The organism is Bacillus sp. RC251 (genome assembly GCF_044908765.1).
GTDB classification, from domain to species: Bacteria; Bacillota; Bacilli; order Bacillales; family Bacillaceae_G; genus Bacillus_A; species Bacillus_A wiedmannii.
Genome location: NZ_JBIYDP010000014.1, coordinates 93784 through 111144, shown reverse-complemented (window position 1 = coordinate 111144; position 17361 = coordinate 93784). Strand labels below are relative to the sequence as shown.

General features: G+C 36.1%; 18 protein-coding genes and 1 riboswitch. Of the genes, 12 read left to right on the top strand and 6 right to left on the bottom strand.

Features of this window, described 5'->3' with window-relative positions:
- Nucleotides 1-34: 34 nt before the first annotated feature.
- Nucleotides 35-412: a YgaP family membrane protein gene (locus ABH961_RS26495; protein WP_098078371.1), complete on the bottom strand. Its 378-nt coding sequence runs from the start codon at nucleotides 410-412 to the stop codon at nucleotides 35-37.
- A gap of 338 nt (nucleotides 413-750) precedes the next feature.
- Between ABH961_RS26495 and pcrB the strand changes: the two genes are divergently transcribed.
- The 7 genes from pcrB to ABH961_RS26460 all read left to right on the top strand — a co-directional run bounded on the left by pcrB (nucleotide 751) and on the right by ABH961_RS26460 (nucleotide 9841).
- On the top strand, nucleotides 751-1440 hold the full coding sequence (gene pcrB, locus ABH961_RS26490; protein WP_000272092.1) for a heptaprenylglyceryl phosphate synthase: 690 nt from the start codon (nucleotides 751-753) through the stop codon (nucleotides 1438-1440).
- A 12-nt stretch (nucleotides 1441-1452) separates the two neighbouring features.
- Nucleotides 1453-3702, top strand: coding sequence for a DNA helicase PcrA (gene pcrA, locus ABH961_RS26485; RefSeq protein WP_002108861.1), 2250 nt, complete (start codon nucleotides 1453-1455; stop codon nucleotides 3700-3702).
- 15 nt (nucleotides 3703-3717) lie between these two features.
- Nucleotides 3718-5727 carry an NAD-dependent DNA ligase LigA gene (gene ligA / locus ABH961_RS26480; RefSeq protein WP_098078373.1) on the top strand — a complete coding sequence of 670 codons (2010 nt, stop codon included), beginning with the start codon at nucleotides 3718-3720 and terminating at the stop codon, nucleotides 5725-5727.
- Between the two features lie 16 nt (nucleotides 5728-5743).
- Complete coding sequence (locus ABH961_RS26475) at nucleotides 5744-6937, top strand: CamS family sex pheromone protein (RefSeq protein ID WP_048542055.1); 1194 nt, start codon at nucleotides 5744-5746, stop codon at nucleotides 6935-6937.
- Nucleotides 6938-7035: 98 nt separating this feature from the next.
- On the top strand, nucleotides 7036-7806 hold the full coding sequence (locus tag ABH961_RS26470) for a TSUP family transporter (protein WP_048567196.1): 771 nt from the start codon (nucleotides 7036-7038) through the stop codon (nucleotides 7804-7806).
- 154 nt (nucleotides 7807-7960) lie between these two features.
- Nucleotides 7961-9508 carry an L-glutamate gamma-semialdehyde dehydrogenase gene (gene pruA, locus ABH961_RS26465; RefSeq protein ID WP_000259557.1) on the top strand — a complete coding sequence of 516 codons (1548 nt, stop codon included), beginning with the start codon at nucleotides 7961-7963 and terminating at the stop codon, nucleotides 9506-9508.
- A 195-nt stretch (nucleotides 9509-9703) separates the two neighbouring features.
- A complete protein-coding gene (locus ABH961_RS26460; RefSeq protein ID WP_000521651.1) occupies nucleotides 9704-9841 on the top strand; it encodes a hypothetical protein in 138 nt (45 codons plus the stop codon).
- A 244-nt stretch (nucleotides 9842-10085) separates the two neighbouring features.
- Here ABH961_RS26460 and ABH961_RS26455 read toward each other — a convergent pair whose 3' ends face one another.
- Entirely contained in the window at nucleotides 10086-10649 is a 564-nt protein-coding gene (locus ABH961_RS26455) for a cysteine hydrolase family protein (RefSeq protein ID WP_048542051.1), read from the bottom strand.
- A gap of 397 nt (nucleotides 10650-11046) precedes the next feature.
- Nucleotides 11047-11153: riboswitch (SAM riboswitch) on the top strand.
- 123 nt (nucleotides 11154-11276) lie between these two features.
- On the opposite strand from ABH961_RS26455, the gene ABH961_RS26450 reads away from it, so the two are divergent.
- Genes ABH961_RS26450 through ABH961_RS26440 form a run of 3 tightly spaced genes read left to right on the top strand, consistent with a single transcriptional unit; the run spans nucleotide 11277 to nucleotide 13827 of the window.
- The gene (locus ABH961_RS26450; RefSeq protein ID WP_046953719.1) at nucleotides 11277-12296 is read left to right on the top strand and encodes a methionine ABC transporter ATP-binding protein; all 1020 of its coding nucleotides are present in this window, start codon (nucleotides 11277-11279) and stop codon (nucleotides 12294-12296) included.
- Nucleotides 12286-12951 (top strand): methionine ABC transporter permease, encoded by a 666-nt coding sequence (locus ABH961_RS26445; protein WP_001261880.1) that lies wholly within the window; start codon nucleotides 12286-12288, stop codon nucleotides 12949-12951. The genes ABH961_RS26450 and ABH961_RS26445 overlap by 11 nt, the downstream gene beginning before the upstream one ends.
- Nucleotides 12952-12972: 21 nt before the next feature.
- Entirely contained in the window at nucleotides 12973-13827 is an 855-nt protein-coding gene (locus ABH961_RS26440; RefSeq protein ID WP_000721587.1) for a MetQ/NlpA family ABC transporter substrate-binding protein, read from the top strand.
- 167 nt (nucleotides 13828-13994) lie between these two features.
- Here the strand turns inward: ABH961_RS26440 and ABH961_RS26435 are convergent, their stop codons facing one another.
- The 4 genes from ABH961_RS26435 to ABH961_RS26420 all read right to left on the bottom strand — a co-directional run bounded on the left by ABH961_RS26435 (nucleotide 13995) and on the right by ABH961_RS26420 (nucleotide 16447).
- A complete protein-coding gene (locus ABH961_RS26435) occupies nucleotides 13995-14462 on the bottom strand; it encodes an HXXEE domain-containing protein (protein ID WP_141520009.1) in 468 nt (155 codons plus the stop codon).
- 61 nt (nucleotides 14463-14523) lie between these two features.
- Entirely contained in the window at nucleotides 14524-14715 is a 192-nt protein-coding gene (locus tag ABH961_RS26430) for a DUF3926 domain-containing protein (protein ID WP_087982231.1), read from the bottom strand.
- Entirely contained in the window at nucleotides 14708-15889 is a 1182-nt protein-coding gene (locus ABH961_RS26425) for an ArsA family ATPase (RefSeq protein WP_088110123.1), read from the bottom strand. Before ABH961_RS26425 ends, ABH961_RS26430 begins: the two co-directional genes overlap by 8 nt.
- A gap of 75 nt (nucleotides 15890-15964) precedes the next feature.
- Entirely contained in the window at nucleotides 15965-16447 is a 483-nt protein-coding gene (locus ABH961_RS26420) for a MarR family winged helix-turn-helix transcriptional regulator (protein ID WP_000942477.1), read from the bottom strand.
- 231 nt (nucleotides 16448-16678) lie between these two features.
- On the opposite strand from ABH961_RS26420, the gene ABH961_RS26415 reads away from it, so the two are divergent.
- Nucleotides 16679-16915, top strand: coding sequence for a YiaA/YiaB family inner membrane protein (locus tag ABH961_RS26415; RefSeq protein ID WP_001254393.1), 237 nt, complete (start codon nucleotides 16679-16681; stop codon nucleotides 16913-16915).
- 141 nt (nucleotides 16916-17056) lie between these two features.
- Nucleotides 17057-17347 (top strand): Asp-tRNA(Asn)/Glu-tRNA(Gln) amidotransferase subunit GatC, encoded by a 291-nt coding sequence (gatC, locus tag ABH961_RS26410; protein ID WP_000086999.1) that lies wholly within the window; start codon nucleotides 17057-17059, stop codon nucleotides 17345-17347.
- Nucleotides 17348-17361 lie beyond the last annotated feature (14 nt).

Below are 17361 nucleotides of genomic sequence, written 5' to 3'. Positions count from 1 at the left end.
CCCTTTGAGAGCATCTTGCATCGTGACAAATGATTCAAAGCGGTTTTGCCAGGATTATATCTTCAATCGCTGACTCAATTTCTTTGTCAGAAGTGTCATAACTTCCATTTGACTTTGGTTTGTCGTGATTGGAAGTTTGGTTCACTTCTTCTTTAGAATGTCCCTTTTCAGCGACATTCATGCTAGGCATTTTAAATGCCCCCATATTCATGTATTTTCCGAATTTCCACATTTCAACAACAGGGCAGAAACGAACAATTCCCTCTGCAATTTTCATTGCACCAATCCATAGCAAGACGTTAGACCAAGTGCACCACGGCTTGCGTACAAGTTTAGCGCTACTACAGCCGAAGAGGATAAGTCCGAGCGTAATTCGAATTAGGGCATTTATTGTACCGATGTTTTGCTTCATTAGAAAAACACTCCTTTTTATGAAAGTTGAAATAGATAATACTATTTCTCTTATTAGTATCCCTTGTGATTTTTGGGATATGTAATCCAACATTTGACGTTGAAAAAGATGTTGGAATGTGCGTGTGTGTAAGTAGCTTTTTTTGTTATAATGAAAGAATGCACAAAAGGAAGTTCAAAGTTAAATCCTCTCGTTTGAAAAACTATGGAAGAGGGAATTCCAAACTTAATTCTCCGTTTTAAACAAATATTTAAGATGAAGTTAAAAAAATCCTGATGAAAATAAACTGTTATTTTGAACAGAAATATATATAAATAGAGAAAAGAAAGGGTGTTTTCATGTACGATATTTCCGGGTGGAAACATGTATTTAAGCTTGATCCAAATAAGGAGTTAAGTGACGAACATTTAGAAATGATTTGTGAGTCTGGAACAGATGCTGTTATTGTAGGCGGAAGTGATGGAGTTACAATTGATAATGTATTACACATGCTAGTTAGCATTCGTAGATATGCAGTTCCTTGTGTGTTAGAGGTTTCTGATGTGGAAGCAATTACACCAGGATTTGATTTTTATTATATCCCAAGCGTTTTAAATAGCCGAAAGGTAGAATGGGTAACAGGTGTTCATCATGAGGCTTTGAAAGAATTTGGGGATATTATGGACTGGGATGAAATTTTCATGGAAGGGTATTGTGTTTTAAATCCGGAAGCGAAAGTAGCTCAGCTTACAGATGCGAAATGTGATGTAACAGAAGATGATGTAATTGCATACGCGCGTTTAGCAGACAAGCTATTACGTTTACCGATATTTTATTTAGAATATAGCGGTACGTATGGAGACGTTGAACTTGTTAAAAATGTAAAAGCAGAATTAAAACAAGCGAAGTTATATTATGGCGGCGGTATTTCTAATGCTGAACAAGCGAAGGAAATGGCACAATACGCTGATACAGTAGTTGTTGGAAATATTATTTATGATGATATAAAATCCGCGTTAAAAACAGTTAAAGCAGTAAAAGGAGAGTAGGTGCAGGCGTATATGAGTAAGACAGATAAGTTATTAAATGGTTTAAATCCGCAGCAACAAAAAGCAGTACAAACAACGAACGGACCACTTCTATTAATGGCAGGTGCAGGTAGTGGTAAAACACGTGTGTTAACACATCGTATTGCGTATTTACTTGGTGAAAAAGGTGTAGCGCCATGGAATGTACTAGCTATTACCTTTACAAATAAAGCGGCGCGTGAAATGCGCGAGCGTATTGATACACTTGTCGGACCAGAAGCAGAAGATATTTGGATTTCTACGTTCCACTCTATGTGTGTACGTATTTTACGACGTGATATCGATCGTATTGGTATTAATCGTAACTTTACAATCTTAGATTCAGGCGATCAGTTAACTGTAGTCAAAAAAATTATGAAAGAGCGTAATATTGATCCGAAGAAATTTGAGCCACGCTCCATTTTAGCTGGTATTAGTAATGCGAAAAATGAATTGTTATCTGCAGATAAATATGCGAAAAAAATTACCATCGCTGATCCATATGAAAAATTAACGAGCGATGTATATACAGAATATCAAAAACGTCTTCTGAAAAATAACTCATTAGACTTTGATGATTTAATTATGACAACGATTCAGCTATTTGAACGTGTTCCAGAAGTACTAGAGTTTTATCAGCGTAAGTTCCAATATATTCACGTGGATGAGTATCAAGATACGAACAAAGCACAGTACCTTCTTGTAAAACATTTAGCAGCACGTTTTAAAAATTTATGTGTTGTAGGTGACTCAGATCAGTCTATTTACCGCTGGCGCGGGGCTGACATTTCTAACATTTTGTCATTCGAAAAAGACTATGAGAATGCGCAAGTTATTCTGTTAGAGCAAAACTATCGTTCGTCACAAAATATTTTAAATGCAGCGAATGCTGTTATTGAAAAAAATTCAAACCGTAAACCGAAAAAATTATGGACAGACAATCAAGTTGGAAGCAAAATCTCATATTACCGTGCTGCGACGGAAAAAGACGAAGCATACTTTGTTGCGAAAAAAATTCGTGACGATATTCAAATGGGAAAACGAAAATATACTGATTTTGCAGTGTTATATCGTACAAATGCGCAGTCTCGTATGGTCGAGGAGATTTTCCTGAAATCTAATATTCCTTACAAAATTGTCGGCGGTACGAAGTTCTACGATCGTAAAGAGATTAAAGACATTTTGGCGTATTTACGTTTAATTGGGAATCCAGATGATGAGATTAGTTTCGCGCGTATTATAAACATGCCAAAGCGCGGGATTGGTGCGACTTCTATCGATAAAATTATTAATTACGGTGTACAAAATGGAATTTCATTAACGGCTGTATTCGATGAGATTGAGCATGTTGGAGTAAGTGCAAAAATTACAAAGGCAGTAAAAGAATTCGCAGGTTTATTACACAACTGGGTAAATATGCAAGAGTATTTATCTGTTACAGAGTTGGTAGAGGAAGTTATTGAAAAAACAGGCTATCGCGATATGTTGAAAAACGAGCGTACTTTAGAAGCAGAAGGTCGTTTAGAGAACTTAGATGAGTTTTTATCTGTTACGCAAACATTTGAATCTCAAAGCGAAGATAAGAGCCTTGTTGCATTCTTAACAGACTTAGCGCTTGTTGCTGATATTGATCGTGTCGATGAAGATCCAACTGCTGGTGAGGAAGTTATTTTAATGACGATGCACTCAGCGAAAGGATTAGAATTCCCAGTTGTCTTTATTGTTGGTTTAGAGGAAGGAATATTCCCGCATACTCGTTCTCTAATGGAAGAAGATGAAATGCAGGAAGAGCGTCGCCTTGCTTATGTAGGTATTACTCGTGCAGAAGAAGAGTTATATTTATCTAACGCACAAATGCGTACTTTATTTGGTAGAACAAGTATGAACGCTGCCTCTCGATTTATTACAGAAATTCCGGCAGAGCTAGTAGAATCGTTAAATGAAACAGCGCCAAAGCGTGAAACTTCGTTTGGTGCAAAAGGAAGAACGACAAGTACAAGTAGAATGACAACTACAACCACAACACGCTCTCGTTCAGCTTTCGCGCGTCCTGCAGCTAAGACGACAGGTGGCGAGCAAATTGGCTGGGCAGTAGGCGATAAAGCTTCCCACCAAAAATGGGGAGTCGGTACAGTTGTCAGTGTAAAAGGTGAAGGTGATGCAAAAGAATTAGATATTGCGTTCCCAAGCCCGATTGGTGTTAAACGTTTGTTAGCAAAATTTGCACCTGTGACGAAACAATAGGAAAGGAATGAGGGTATGTCAAAAGAGATAGCAAAACAACGTATAGAAGAACTGCGTGATTTGTTAAATACATTTAACTATCAGTATCACGTATTAGACAATCCTTCTGTTTCTGATGCGGAGTATGACCGTAATATGCAGGAGCTTATAAAATTAGAAGCAGAGAATCCAGAGTTTATGAGTGAAGACTCTCCCTCCATTCGCGTTGGAGGAACGGTTCTTGATATATTTGAAAAAGTAACACATAAGTCACCGATGTTAAGTTTAGGAAATGCATTTAACGAAGGAGATTTACGTGATTTCGACCGACGAGTACGCCAAGGAATTGATGATGCGAATGTAAGATATATATGCGAATTAAAAATTGACGGACTTGCTGTTTCACTTCATTATGAAAAAGGACGCTTCATTCAAGGGGCAACGCGTGGTGATGGTGTAACAGGGGAAGATATTACCCAAAATTTAAAAACAATTAAAGCGATCCCGCTCCGTTTAAATGAAGAAGTAACGTTAGAAGCACGAGGCGAAGCTTATATGCCGAAGCGTTCATTCGTTAAGCTAAATGAAGAAAAAGAGCAAAATGGTGAAGATGTATTTGCGAATCCGCGTAATGCGGCAGCAGGTTCAATACGCCAACTTGATCCAAAAATTGCAGCGAAACGTAACTTATCTATGTTTGTGTACGGTCTTGCGAATGTAGCGGAAAAAACAATTCCATCACATAGTGAATCGCTTGATTTCTTAGGGGAACTTGGATTCAAAACAAATCCAAATCGTCGTACATGTGAAACAATCGAAGAAGTTATAGCTTATGTAGAAGAATGGCAAGAAAAACGTCCGCATCTTGATTATGAGATCGATGGAATCGTTATAAAAGTAGATGATGTTGCTCTTCAAGAAAGTTTAGGAACTACAGCAAAGAGTCCAAGATGGGCGATTGCTTATAAATTCCCGGCTGAAGAAGTTGTAACAAGATTAACAGGCATTGAATTAAGTGTTGGTCGCACAGGGGTTGTAACACCGACTGCAGAGCTAGAGGCAGTGCGAGTGGCTGGTACTATCGTTCGTCGTGCCTCTTTACATAACGAAGATTTAATTCGTGAAAAAGACATTCGAATTGGTGACTATGTTGTTGTGAAGAAGGCCGGAGATATTATTCCAGAAGTTGTGAACGTTATTTTTGATAAGCGTACTGGTGAGGAAGAAGAATATCATATGCCAACGCATTGCCCAGCATGTGAGAGTGAACTAGTTCGTTTAGAAGAAGAGGTAGCACTTCGCTGTATAAATCCAACTTGTCCGGCTCAAATTCGAGAAGGATTAATCCATTTCGTTTCAAGAAATGCAATGAATATTGATGGACTTGGAGAACGTGTCATTACACAACTCTTTGATGCTGATTATATTCGTACATTCGCTGATTTATATTCGTTGACGAAAGAGCAATTATTACAGCTAGAACGATTCGGTGAAAAATCAGCAACGAATTTAGTACAAGCAATTGAGAATTCTAAAGAAAACTCATTAGAACGATTATTATTTGGTCTTGGTATTCGCCATGTTGGAGCGAAAGCAGCACGTACATTTGCCGAGCATTTCGAAACGATGGATGCGCTTGTGAAAGCAACGGAAGAAGAACTAAAAGCAATTAATGAAATTGGTGAAAAAATGGCTCAATCCGTCGTGACGTATTTTGATAATGAAGACGTATTAGAGTTATTACAACAATTTAAAGAGTATGGCGTGAATATGGCATACAAAGGCATAAAAATTGCTGATTTACAAAATATTGAGTCGTACTTCGCAGGAAAAACTGTCGTTTTAACAGGGAAATTAGAAGTTATGGGACGTAGTGAAGCGAAGAAAAAGATTGAGGCATTAGGTGGAAAAGTAACAGGAAGTGTTAGTAAAAGTACGGATTTAGTTGTTGCAGGTGAAGCAGCAGGTTCGAAATTAGCACAAGCAGAGAAGCATAATGTTGAGGTTTGGAATGAAGAGAGGTTCTTACAAGAGCTAAATAAGTAAGAGGTGCAAACTTACCATGAAAAAAATAGCATTAGCGGTATTAAGCCTTGGCCTACTCGTAAGTGGGTGTAGTGCAGGTGCCGATAAAGATGAAAAAGTGGTTGAGAAATCGGGGAAAGCAAAAGAGCAAGCAATCGTTCCGAAGTACGCTATTTCGGATGAATACTATAAGGCGACTATTCCATTTCAAGCAGGAGCTGCACGTGGTTTAGTTGTACAAGGAGTAAGTAATCGTCTTGATATAGATGAATTTGAAACAGGATTAATGCGTATTGCGAAAGAATCCTTTAGTACGAAAGATCATTTCTTTAAAGGTGGAAGTACTCTAGATACTCAAAATGTGCAGATGCTTGTTAAAAGAAAGCGTACAGATGCTGAACAAAAGGAACTAGAGGACAAATTAAAAAAAGATGCAGTTAAATTTCCAAACATTGGGTTAAACCCAGCGTTAGGTGGAGGATCTGAATCATTAGAGGAAAAGAATAAAAAAAATCCAATATATATTTCAAATATTTTAGAGCATGATTATTATGTGAAAAAAGGCGAATCAGATGAGCGCCAAGGCATTGTAATTGGTTTAGCGATGAACTCGGTTCATTATTACGAGGAAGAGCATGGTTATCCGCGTGAGGCTAAAATTGAGCAAGAAAAAATGGTAGCTGAAGGGAAAAAAATGGCGCAAGAAGTCTTGAAATTTATGCATCAAAAACAGCCTGAAACAAAAAACCTTCCGATAACATTTGCAATTTATCGTCAGGCTCCAAAGGCTTCACTCGTGCCAGGTAACTTTGTTTCTTATGCGAATGTTGAAAAAGGCAGTGAAACGGTTGAGGATTGGAAACAAATTAATGAGAAATATTATTTGTTCCCATCTGAACAAGCGAAAACAGATAATAAACGTGAAGATCTGGCGAGAGTATCGAACTTTAAATCAAAACTAAGCGATTATTTCCAAGGCGACTACACAGCTGTTATCGGTACTGGTATGTATAGAGATGATGAATTAAGAGAAATAAAGCTTGATATTCCTGTCCAGTTTAATGGGAAAGCAGAAATAATTGGTTTTACACAATATGTAGCTGGGCTTGTTATGGAATACTTCCCGAATTATATGAAAGTACAAGTAACGATTAAATCTGTAGAACGTCCAGAAGCGATTATTATACGTGAAGCGAAGCAAGATGAACCATTTGTGAAAATTTTAGATTAAATAGGAGGGCTGTTCCTTTATGGAACGGCTTTTTTTCTTGAGGAATTTTGTTATAATTTAAAATGTTATAAATAATGGGGGGGTAAGGGGTAAAGCACATGGACGAATTAAGTTTTCAAGTCATTATTTTATTAATTGCATTCGGCTTTTTAGCAGCTTTTATTGATTCAGTTGTTGGCGGTGGAGGATTAATTTCGCTTCCAGCACTTATGTTTGTTGGTTTACCACCAGCTTCGGCAATTGCAACGAATAAATTAGCTGCAACGATGGGGACGTTTACGAGTGCAGTTTATTTTATTCGATCAGGAAAGGTCGATTTTAAAATTGTAGGAAAGTTAATCCCGTTAACTGTTATAGGAGCGGTCGCAGGCGCTTTAGTAGTAAAGTTTATTCCGCCGGATATTTTACGTCCGTTAGTGCTTGTGATGTTGGTGTTTATTGCCATTTATATTATTGCAAAAAAGGATTGGGGAAGTGTATCTACCTATAAGAAGATGACGAAAAGAAAAACATTAATATTTTTCTTTGTTATTTTAATGATAGGGTTTTACGATGGATTTTTTGGACCAGGGACAGGATCCTTTTTAATTTTTGCATTTTTATTAGTGGGTTTGGATTTTATTCAAGCGGCAGCATCTGGAAAACTTTTGAACTTTGTTAGTAATATCGTATCTTTAATTACTTTTTTATTTTTAGACGTAATTCATTTTGAATACGGTATTATTATGGGATTGTCGATGATTTTTGGCGCTTATTTTGGATCGAAGTTTGCAGTTCAAAAAGGTGTTGGATATGTAAGAACTTTATTTTTGTTAGTAACTATTTTATTGATTGGAAAAAACATTTTGGAATATACTCATATTTTGTAGAGTTATACGTATGTATAACTCTATTTTTTTTATTATATTTTAAAAATTAATTAATTTTTAAAATATAAGTCTAGGAATATTTGAATAAATCTAAATTATCGTGTAGAATAATGTTGTAAAATGTAAACGTTTTTCTAAGGGGAGGCTAAAAAGAATGGTAGTAGCATACAAACATGAGCCATTTACAGATTTTTCAGTGGAGGCTAACAAATTAGCGTTTGAAGAAGGTTTAAAGAAAGTAGAATCTTATCTTGGACAAGACTATCCATTAATTATTGGGGGAGAAAAAATCACTACAGAAGACAAAATTGTTTCTGTAAACCCTGCAAATAAAGAGGAACTTGTTGGTCGCGTTTCAAAAGCAAGCCGTGAGTTAGCTGAAAAAGCAATGCAAGTAGCGGATGAAACATTCCAAACTTGGAGAAAATCAAAGCCAGAAATGCGTGCAGACATTTTATTCCGTGCTGCAGCAATCGTTCGTCGCAGAAAGCATGAATTCTCTGCTATTCTTGTAAAAGAAGCAGGTAAACCATGGAATGAGGCAGATGCTGATACAGCAGAAGCAATCGACTTTATGGAATATTATGGTCGTCAAATGTTAAAATTAAAAGACGGAATTCCAGTAGAAAGCCGTCCAATTGAATATAATCGTTTCTCTTACATTCCATTAGGAGTAGGTGTTATCATTTCTCCTTGGAACTTCCCATTCGCAATTATGGCAGGTATGACAACAGCTGCTTTAGTTTCTGGTAACACAGTATTACTAAAACCAGCTAGTACAACTCCTGTAGTAGCTGCAAAATTCATGGAAGTATTAGAAGAAGCTGGCTTACCAGCTGGCGTAGTAAACTTCGTTCCAGGTAATGGTTCTGAAGTTGGTGACTACTTAGTAGATCACCCTCGTACACGTTTCGTGAGCTTCACTGGATCTCGTGATGTAGGTATCCGTATTTATGAGCGTGCAGCGAAAGTAAACCCAGGCCAAATTTGGTTAAAACGCGTTATCGCTGAAATGGGTGGTAAAGATACAATCGTTGTTGATAAAGAAGCAGATCTTGAATTAGCAGCTAAATCTATCGTAGCATCAGCATTCGGATTCTCAGGACAAAAATGTTCTGCATGTTCTCGTGCAGTAATCCATGAAGATGTATACGACCACGTATTAAATCGTGCTGTTGAATTAACGAAAGAATTAACAGTTGCTAACCCAGCTGTATTAGGTACAAACATGGGTCCTGTTAATGACCAAGCTGCATTCGATAAAGTAATGAGCTATGTTGCAATTGGTAAAGAAGAAGGTAGAATCTTAACAGGTGGCGAAGGAGACGATTCTAAAGGCTGGTTCATCCAACCAACAATCGTTGCTGACGTTGCAGAAGATGCTCGCTTAATGAAAGAAGAAATCTTCGGACCAGTAGTAGCATTCTGTAAAGCAAAAGACTTTGATCATGCACTTGCAATTGCAAACAATACAGAATACGGTTTAACAGGTGCTGTTGTTACTAACAACCGTGACCATATTGAAAAAGCACGTGAAGAATTCCACGTGGGTAACTTATACTTCAACCGTGGATGTACTGGTGCAATCGTAGGTTACCAACCATTCGGTGGCTTTAACATGTCTGGTACAGACTCTAAAGCTGGTGGCCCTGACTACTTAGCACTTCACATGCAAGCAAAAACTACTTCTGAAACTTTATAAGAAATAGTAGAAGAGATCTTCGCAGTCTGCGAAGATCTCTTTTTTTTTTTTTTTTTTTGAAAAAGTTTCTATATATGGATTAAGATAGATATAAGTAGAAAAACTAATAATGTAATAAGGTTTACTTCAGTAAATAAGGTATACTATATTTGTTGAATAGATTCTCTTTAAAGACAAGAAAAGTAGGTGAACAAAGTGGGAAAATATCAATTGGATTACAAAAGTCAGGTAGCCGTGGCAAAGTTTCATGAAAAACAGACGCCTGCCAAATTTGATAAAAAGCAGCAAATTGAAAAATTGCGTGCGGAGTATTTGAAAAAGAAGCAAAAATAAACAGATAAATAATATGTTACGTTTTTGATAGGAGAAACTAGTTCTAATTACCATATATTACTATTCGGTACTTAGAACTAGCTAAATCCTATTAATATCGGGATAAACATGTAAATAGAAACAAAACAACGAGAAAAGTTGACTTATTAGTCATATTTTTTAGTATTCATTTTAAGGATTTCCTGTATAATACAATTTGAAAGAAAATCTATGGTTTGACAAGAAACACTCTTTTCGGTTTTGCTCACTGAAGGGAGTGTTTTTTTGTAGCCAAAAACTCCTCTGTACTCATTACAGTTGCATATACTCCATTTAAACTAGCCAAAATTGTGTTATGAATATAAACGGCTGGTATAGTAGCATTCTTAAAGGAAAGATCTTTTGTAGCACAAGCATCATGTATAACGGTACATGGAAAGCCGAAATCAAAAGCAGCCCTTACGGTAGCATCAATACACATATGAGTCATCATCCCACATATGACGACGTGCTCAATGTCTAAACGTTGTAATTGTTCTAGAAGATCAGTTTCGCGAAAACTATTTGGATAATGTTTGAGTATAACAGTTTCTTCTCTAAGTGGACGTACGCTTTCATGGATATGTACACCTTCTGTATTGGGTAGGAAAAAAGTAGCGTCATCTTTAATTGCTACATGTTGGATATGAAAAATAGGTTCGTTTTTCGTTCTAAAGAATTGTAGTAGCTGACTAGCGTATTCGCTTGCTTCTACTGGATTACGCAACTCCATCTTTCCATGTGGAAAATAATCATTTTGAATATCAACGAGTAAAAGAGCTGTTTTCATATATTTATCTTCCTCCGATTTCATATTCAAATAATGGTATTCAATTTATCCGACATTAACGGGCAGTAAAACTCCCACCTCAAAATTCGGCTGGAGCAAAGAAGTTAGGTGGGAGATCAACTGTCCGTAAATGTCCGATTGGTGAGGGCTGATAATCAGTGGGGGATGAACAAAACCCCCCCACTGATTATAGTTTCACTTTATAGAGAGGATTCTCCTTTTAAAAAATATGAAGGAAAAGAATTTTACATAACTTTAAAAATCACTATTGTAGTGTGATTTTTTTATTTGAAAATTTTAATAGAATAATAATTAATATTTTTCTAAAAAATGTATTGACTCTTATTATTCTGAGTTCTATAATGAGAATTAATTAAACGACAATTAAATCGATACATTCTTATCCAGAGAGGTGGAGGGACTGGCCCTACGATACCTCAGCAACGGGTTTTTTAATACCGTGCTAACTCCAGCAAGCCTTATAAAAGGCTTGGAAGATGAGAAGATGTGAACGAGTACATATAAGTGCTCTCCTTCTTATCTTTACGGTTGATAAGAAGGAGAGCACTTTTTATTTTACCTCAAAAGCTCTACTTCAAGTTTTTACAGCATATAGGAGGGAAGAAAATGATTTCTTTTAACAACGTAAGTAAAGTATATGAATCAGGTGGGCAATCTGTTCATGCGGTGGAGGATGTAACATTATCAGTTGAGAAGGGCGAAATTTTTGGTATCATCGGTTTTAGTGGCGCTGGAAAGAGTACGTTATTACGCCTAGTAAATATGTTAGAGAGACCAACGGCAGGAACGATTTCAATAGATGATAAAGATATTACATCTTTATCGACGAAAGAATTACGGAAGCTAAGACAAAGAATCGGGATGATTTTTCAAAGTTTTAATTTATTTAATTCAAGAACAGTGTTTGGGAATATTGCTTATCCATTAAGGTTAGCGAAAGTACCAAAGAATGAGATAAAAGAAAGAGTAAATGAACTGCTGAAGTTTGTAGGATTAGAAGATAAAGCAAACTATTATCCAGAGCAACTATCAGGCGGACAAAAGCAGCGTGTTGGCATTGCAAGAGCACTTGCAACATCGCCAGACATTCTTATATGTGATGAGGCAACATCAGCTTTAGATCCAGAAACAACGACAGAAATTTTGAACTTATTAAAGAAAGTAAATCGAGAATACAATGTAACAATTCTTCTTATTACACATGAAATGCATGTTGTGAAAGAAATTTGTCACCGTGTAGCTGTAATGGAGAAGGGAAAGGTTATTGAAGAAGGAAAACTGTTTGATGTTTTCACACAACCAAAAACAAAGACAACTCAAAACTTTGTACGCTCCATTATTAATGATCATTTACCGGAAAGTGTTCTAGGGAAAATTCAAAATGGTGGACAGATTTATCGCTTAACATTTACTGGGGAAGAGACAGGGCAGCCGGTACTATCATATATCGCGAAAAACTATAACGTCGATGTAAACGTACTGTACGGAAATATTATTGAACTTCAAAATGTGCTATTTGGAAATCTACTTGTAGAACTGCAAGGTGAGCAGAAAGAAATTCAAAAAGCATTACAACATCTAAGACTGCAAGTGCAGCTGAAGGAGGTAGAAGCTCATGCGAGTTGATTGGAGTATATTTTGGCCCCGCATAGTAGATGCGACGGGGGATACCCTCTTAATGGTAATTGTAACCCTTATATTCGCTACAATTCTCGGTATACCTCTAGGTTTACTTTTATATGTAACGAGAAAAGGGAACTTTTTAGAAAATAAATGGGTCTTTTCTATTCTTAATATCATTATTAATACAATTCGTCCGGTTCCATTCATCATCTTCTTAGTAGCTTTAAGCCCACTAACAAGAAGTGTTATCGGAACGACGATTGGAACAGCGGCAGCAATCTTTCCAATGACGTTAGTTGCGTCAATTGGTATTGCTAGAATGGTTGAAACAAATCTTGTTTCAGTTCCAAAGGGAGTCATTGAAGCAGCTCAAGCGATGGGTGCTTCACCATTTAGAATTGTTTTTGAAATTCTTGTACCAGAAGCGTTAGCGCCATTAATTTTAGGTGTTACGTTTATGACAGTTGGTTTAATTGAATTTTCTGCAGTTGCTGGGCTTGTCGGTGGTGGCGGTCTTGGTGACTTAGCGATGACATATGGTTATCAACGTTTTGATACATCAGTTATGTTCGTAACGGTCGTTTTACTTATTATTCTCGTACAGGTAGCTCAAAATTTAGGAAACTACTTTGCGAAAGTCTTTTTACGCAGATCATAAAAAGGAAGAGGGGAAAAGAAAATGAAGAAAATTTTAGCATTTGCATTATCAGCGATTGTAGGAATTTCAGCGTTAAGCGGCTGCTCAAGTGGAGACACGGGGGCAGGAGCAAAAGAGAAAGTAGTTCGCGTTGGCGTAACCGGAACAGATGGAGACGCTTGGGAAATTTTAAAGAAAAAAGCTGAAAAAGAGGGAATTAAAATTAAACTGGTGGAGTTCTCTGATTACACAACGCCAAATAAAGCGTTAGCTGATGGAGATATTGAACTAAACTCATTCCAGCACGTTGCTTTCTTAGAGCAATTTAAAAAAGAGCATAAGTTAGATATTACAGCTGTCGGTACAACGCAAATTGCACCAATGGGCTTATACTCTGAAAAATATAAGAAGGCAAATGAAATTCCAGATGGTTCAGAAATTGCGATTCCAAATGATCCAACGAATCAAGCTCGTGCATTAAAACTTCTTGATGCAGCTGGATTATTAAAGCTTAAGAAAGACTTTGGCTTATTCGGAGATCCAAGTGGCATTGCTGAAAATCCGAAGAAGTTAAAAATTACACCGGTTATCGCACAGCAAACACCTCGTGTATTAAAAGATGTTGCAGCTTCAGTTATTAATAACGGTGTTGCTGGTCAAGCTGGATTAGATCCAGCGAAGGATCCAATTTTCTTAGAAGATCCAAAGAATGAAAATGCGAAGCCATATATTAATATTTTCGCAGCTCGTACAAAAGATAAAGATGATCCAACACTGAAAAAAGTAATTGAACTATATCATTCAAAAGAAGTAACAGATGCAATTAAGAAAGAAACAAATGATGGTTCCATTTCAGTAGATCTTTCACTTGAGGAGCTTGAAAAAATCGTAAAATAATTATCGGGTTTAACGATTAACAGTAGGAACCCCTCCGCTGTTAGCTCGTTCAACATATAATCTACTTAACAAACAAAACCCTAATTCTGTACCTTCCAATTCTGTATAACGTAGAATCCAATGTTTGTTAAGTAGAGTGATGGACCAGGAGTTTTCCTGGTCTTTTTTTATGAATGAAAGTAGCTAGCGAATAGTAAGGTAATCCAAATTATAAAAGGGTAAGCAAATAAGCTGAAAATGAGTGTAATTATGAATTGTTTTTTATGAATGAGGTGTTTTTCGAATGAAAAAAAGAAAATAGAAAAAATCATAATGAAAACGGCTGATATTACGCCAGGATTATATGAACGATAAATAAAAAACAAAATAATATGTTGAACAGAGTTGAAGAATATCGCCCCCTGTATAAAAATAATCCAGTATATAGAAGACAAAAAGTTTAGTTGATATAGAAAGACGATAAGTAAGACAAAGATTGTTAATACGAAAATCGCAATGAAAAATTGTCGCCTTGTTATAAAATAAATTGAAAATTGATTAGCAAGATATTGTGGCATTTGAAAAGATTCTTCAAGGTTATGAACGAAAAATAATAAAGGAATGATCCAGAGTATAATAGTGGAATGTTTTTTCATCAACTTACATCACTCCAATAAAATATAGAAAGCCTAAAAAAGGCCCTCTATACAGGGATAGTTATTCAATTATGATACTTTTTAAATTATCCTCATGATGCTCTTGTTTTTTCGGATAAGTAGCTAGTTCCTCTTGCAAAATGTTTAGTGCTTGCTTAGCTGATTGCTGGATTGGGGCAGGTAACTCTTCTAATATATTCATACCGACTTTTATTTTTGTACGAATTACCTTCCTTAGTAGTTCCTCACGCATGCACTACACCTCCAAATCGAATGTTTAGTACATCATCTTCGAATTTTGCTCCTTGAATAGAAAGGTGTGTTAACGTTTTTGGTAATGTGATGTTCCGTTTAACAGAACCAGCACGAATGATAAGCTCATCACCTTTTTGATTTAATGCAAGTTCACTTTTGTTTGAGAAGGGAATGGAGAGAACGAAAATATACTCATCGCCATCTTTTTTTACATATTGAGTGCGACCGTTAAATTTCACTTCCGTAGGAGAAGAATCTGATTTAAATAAAGCATCTCCTACACGCTCTAACATAGACAAACCGACAACCTCTTGTTCAAACATAGGAGCTTCGTAAATAGGAAGCGGCTGAAAACTATCTTGAATCAATGTTTTATATTTCTTTTGAGTATCTTTCCATGCTTGAAAATAAGGATCGGTGACAGTGTTAGGGATGACGCGATTAATCATAATGGCATCCACGTTATAATCGTATAAATTTAAATACGTAAAGCTACGCTGAGCTTCTTTAATGACCATCTTTTCAGGATTTACAACGATGCGGATACTTGTTATGTCTCGGTTTGATAAAATATTTCTCATTTCTCCAAGTTGTTCAAGTGTATTCGTTAATTCGTCCATAATATCATCGGTTGGAAGGGGGACACCAAGAAGTGGTTGAGCTACAGGACGAACAACTTTTAAAACTTTTCTTTTAATAGGAAATAATTTTTCCATCCACCAGCCGAGCATGTCTGGAAAGCTGAGCATTGCTAATGTTTCTCCTGTTGGAGCACAATCAATGATAATAACATCATATGTGTTTTGTTTATAATAATCGAGTACGCGAAGTAAGCTAATTAAATCTTCCATACCAGGAAACATCGTTAATTCTTCTGTTGTAATATCATCAGCTGCTTTGGAGGTGAAGAGTAGCGTAATATATTTCTGTAATTTCCCCCAGCCTTTTTCCATCTCATAAATCGTATTAATTTCTTGTGCCCACAAATTTTCACGAATTGCTAATGGCTCAGAAGATAGCTTTATACCAAATGAATCTCCTAAACTATGAGCAGGATCTGTACTCATTACTAATGTTTTTAATCCTTGTTTTGCGCTTTGAAGTGCTGTTGCTGCTGAAATGCTAGTTTTTCCTACGCCGCCTTTACCTGTATACAAAATAATTCTCATTATTCTATCCCCTTTGTTTCGAGTGTCGAATATTACGAGTAACGAAATAAAATGTTGAATAAAAACCCAACTAGGGTTTTATTCAATCGGAATGTTTTTCATTTTAGGTGTAGAAACTTTTTCTTCTGTTTTTTGCTGTGACGTAGCAATGTGATTCATGATCTTTTGGAAGATTTGTAGTAAGAATGCTTTTTCTTCTTCTGATAATGCTTCTGTCACTAGGTTAAAGTAATGGGCTGCATTTTGTTTTACTTCTTGAACGAGCATTACGCCGTTTTCTGTTAAACGAATTAATACAATGCGTCGGTCGTTTTCATCACGGTACCTTTCAATATATCCCTTTTTTACGAGGCGATTTACAACACCTGTCGTTGTACTCATCGGTATATCAAGAAGGTCAGCGATTTTTGTCATTGTAATATCTGTATTTCGCTCCATCCAAAGTAAACAAAATACTTCTGTTTTAGAAAGTGTTAAATCTAGGCTTACCCATTCTTCAGGATAAAAAAGTTTCTTGGCGTTATCTAGCAGTAAGTCTAAAAAATGTTCATATTGCAACAATTATTTCCACTCCCGTATATTTCGAGGTTCGTAATATTTGTTTTTATTTTATACAGAATTGAAATAAATGTCAATAATTTTAATTGTTTTTTTAGATTAGTCAGAAAATGTATTTTAAAATAGTATTCTTTTATGATAGATGTATAAATATAAAACTAGAACTTACATAAAAATCCATCATGGTAAATATACTTATCTATAATGGATGTATAGCTAACGAGGGGGAGAACGATGAGAAGACGTAATACGCAAGCGTTCACGTTTTTAGCATGGACTTCATTTGTTTGTGCACTTTCAGGTATGCTAATTGGGATTTATACGTTAGATGAAACGCTTAGTGTAAAAGGATATTATTTAATTGGAACATTATTTTTAACGATGTCTTGTTTTGTATTACAAAAAACAATTCGTGATAATGAAGAAGATAACGAGAGATTTCCGAAAAATAAACCGTTAGATAAAGAGTAAATCGTAAAGAAAGGCATTCGCCTTTCTTTTTTTATGTAAAAATGCAGTAAGTGCCGTGTGTTGACTTGCTTGAAGTACTGAAAATTTGGTATCATCAATAGTATTGTAGATTGAACGATATATTATGGAGGTGGCCTAGCCGTGTCAAGAATTTCCGTTGAGAATGTAAAGCACGTAGCACATTTAGCACGTCTTGCAATTACTGATCAAGAAGCTGAAAAATTTCAAAAACAACTAGATGCAATTGTTACATTTGCAGAACAGTTAAATGAATTAGATACAACTGATGTAAAACCAACAACTCATGTATTAACTATGAAAAATGTTATGCGTGAAGATGTACCAGAAAAAGGTTTACCAGTCGAAGAAGTATTAAAAAATGCACCGGATCACAAAGATAATCAAATCCGTGTTCCAGCAGTATTAGAATAGAGGAGGGGAATTTC

Excerpts from the sequence above, each read along its gene's own strand:
- ABH961_RS26495 (WP_098078371.1), bottom strand. The coding sequence starts at position 412 with ATGAAGCAAAACATCGGTACAATAAATGCCCTAATTCGAATTACGCTC.
- pcrB (WP_000272092.1), top strand. The coding sequence starts at position 751 with ATGTACGATATTTCCGGGTGGAAACATGTATTTAAGCTTGATCCAAAT.
- pcrA (WP_002108861.1), top strand. The coding sequence starts at position 1,453 with ATGAGTAAGACAGATAAGTTATTAAATGGTTTAAATCCGCAGCAACAA.
- ligA (WP_098078373.1), top strand. The coding sequence starts at position 3,718 with ATGTCAAAAGAGATAGCAAAACAACGTATAGAAGAACTGCGTGATTTG.
- ABH961_RS26475 (WP_048542055.1), top strand. The coding sequence starts at position 5,744 with ATGAAAAAAATAGCATTAGCGGTATTAAGCCTTGGCCTACTCGTAAGT.
- ABH961_RS26470 (WP_048567196.1), top strand. The coding sequence starts at position 7,036 with ATGGACGAATTAAGTTTTCAAGTCATTATTTTATTAATTGCATTCGGC.
- pruA (WP_000259557.1), top strand. The coding sequence starts at position 7,961 with ATGGTAGTAGCATACAAACATGAGCCATTTACAGATTTTTCAGTGGAG.
- ABH961_RS26455 (WP_048542051.1), bottom strand. The coding sequence starts at position 10,649 with ATGAAAACAGCTCTTTTACTCGTTGATATTCAAAATGATTATTTTCCA.
- ABH961_RS26450 (WP_046953719.1), top strand. The coding sequence starts at position 11,277 with ATGATTTCTTTTAACAACGTAAGTAAAGTATATGAATCAGGTGGGCAA.
- ABH961_RS26445 (WP_001261880.1), top strand. The coding sequence starts at position 12,286 with ATGCGAGTTGATTGGAGTATATTTTGGCCCCGCATAGTAGATGCGACG.
- ABH961_RS26440 (WP_000721587.1), top strand. The coding sequence starts at position 12,973 with ATGAAGAAAATTTTAGCATTTGCATTATCAGCGATTGTAGGAATTTCA.
- ABH961_RS26435 (WP_141520009.1), bottom strand. The coding sequence starts at position 14,462 with ATGAAAAAACATTCCACTATTATACTCTGGATCATTCCTTTATTATTT.
- ABH961_RS26430 (WP_087982231.1), bottom strand. The coding sequence starts at position 14,715 with ATGCGTGAGGAACTACTAAGGAAGGTAATTCGTACAAAAATAAAAGTC.
- ABH961_RS26415 (WP_001254393.1), top strand. The coding sequence starts at position 16,679 with ATGAGAAGACGTAATACGCAAGCGTTCACGTTTTTAGCATGGACTTCA.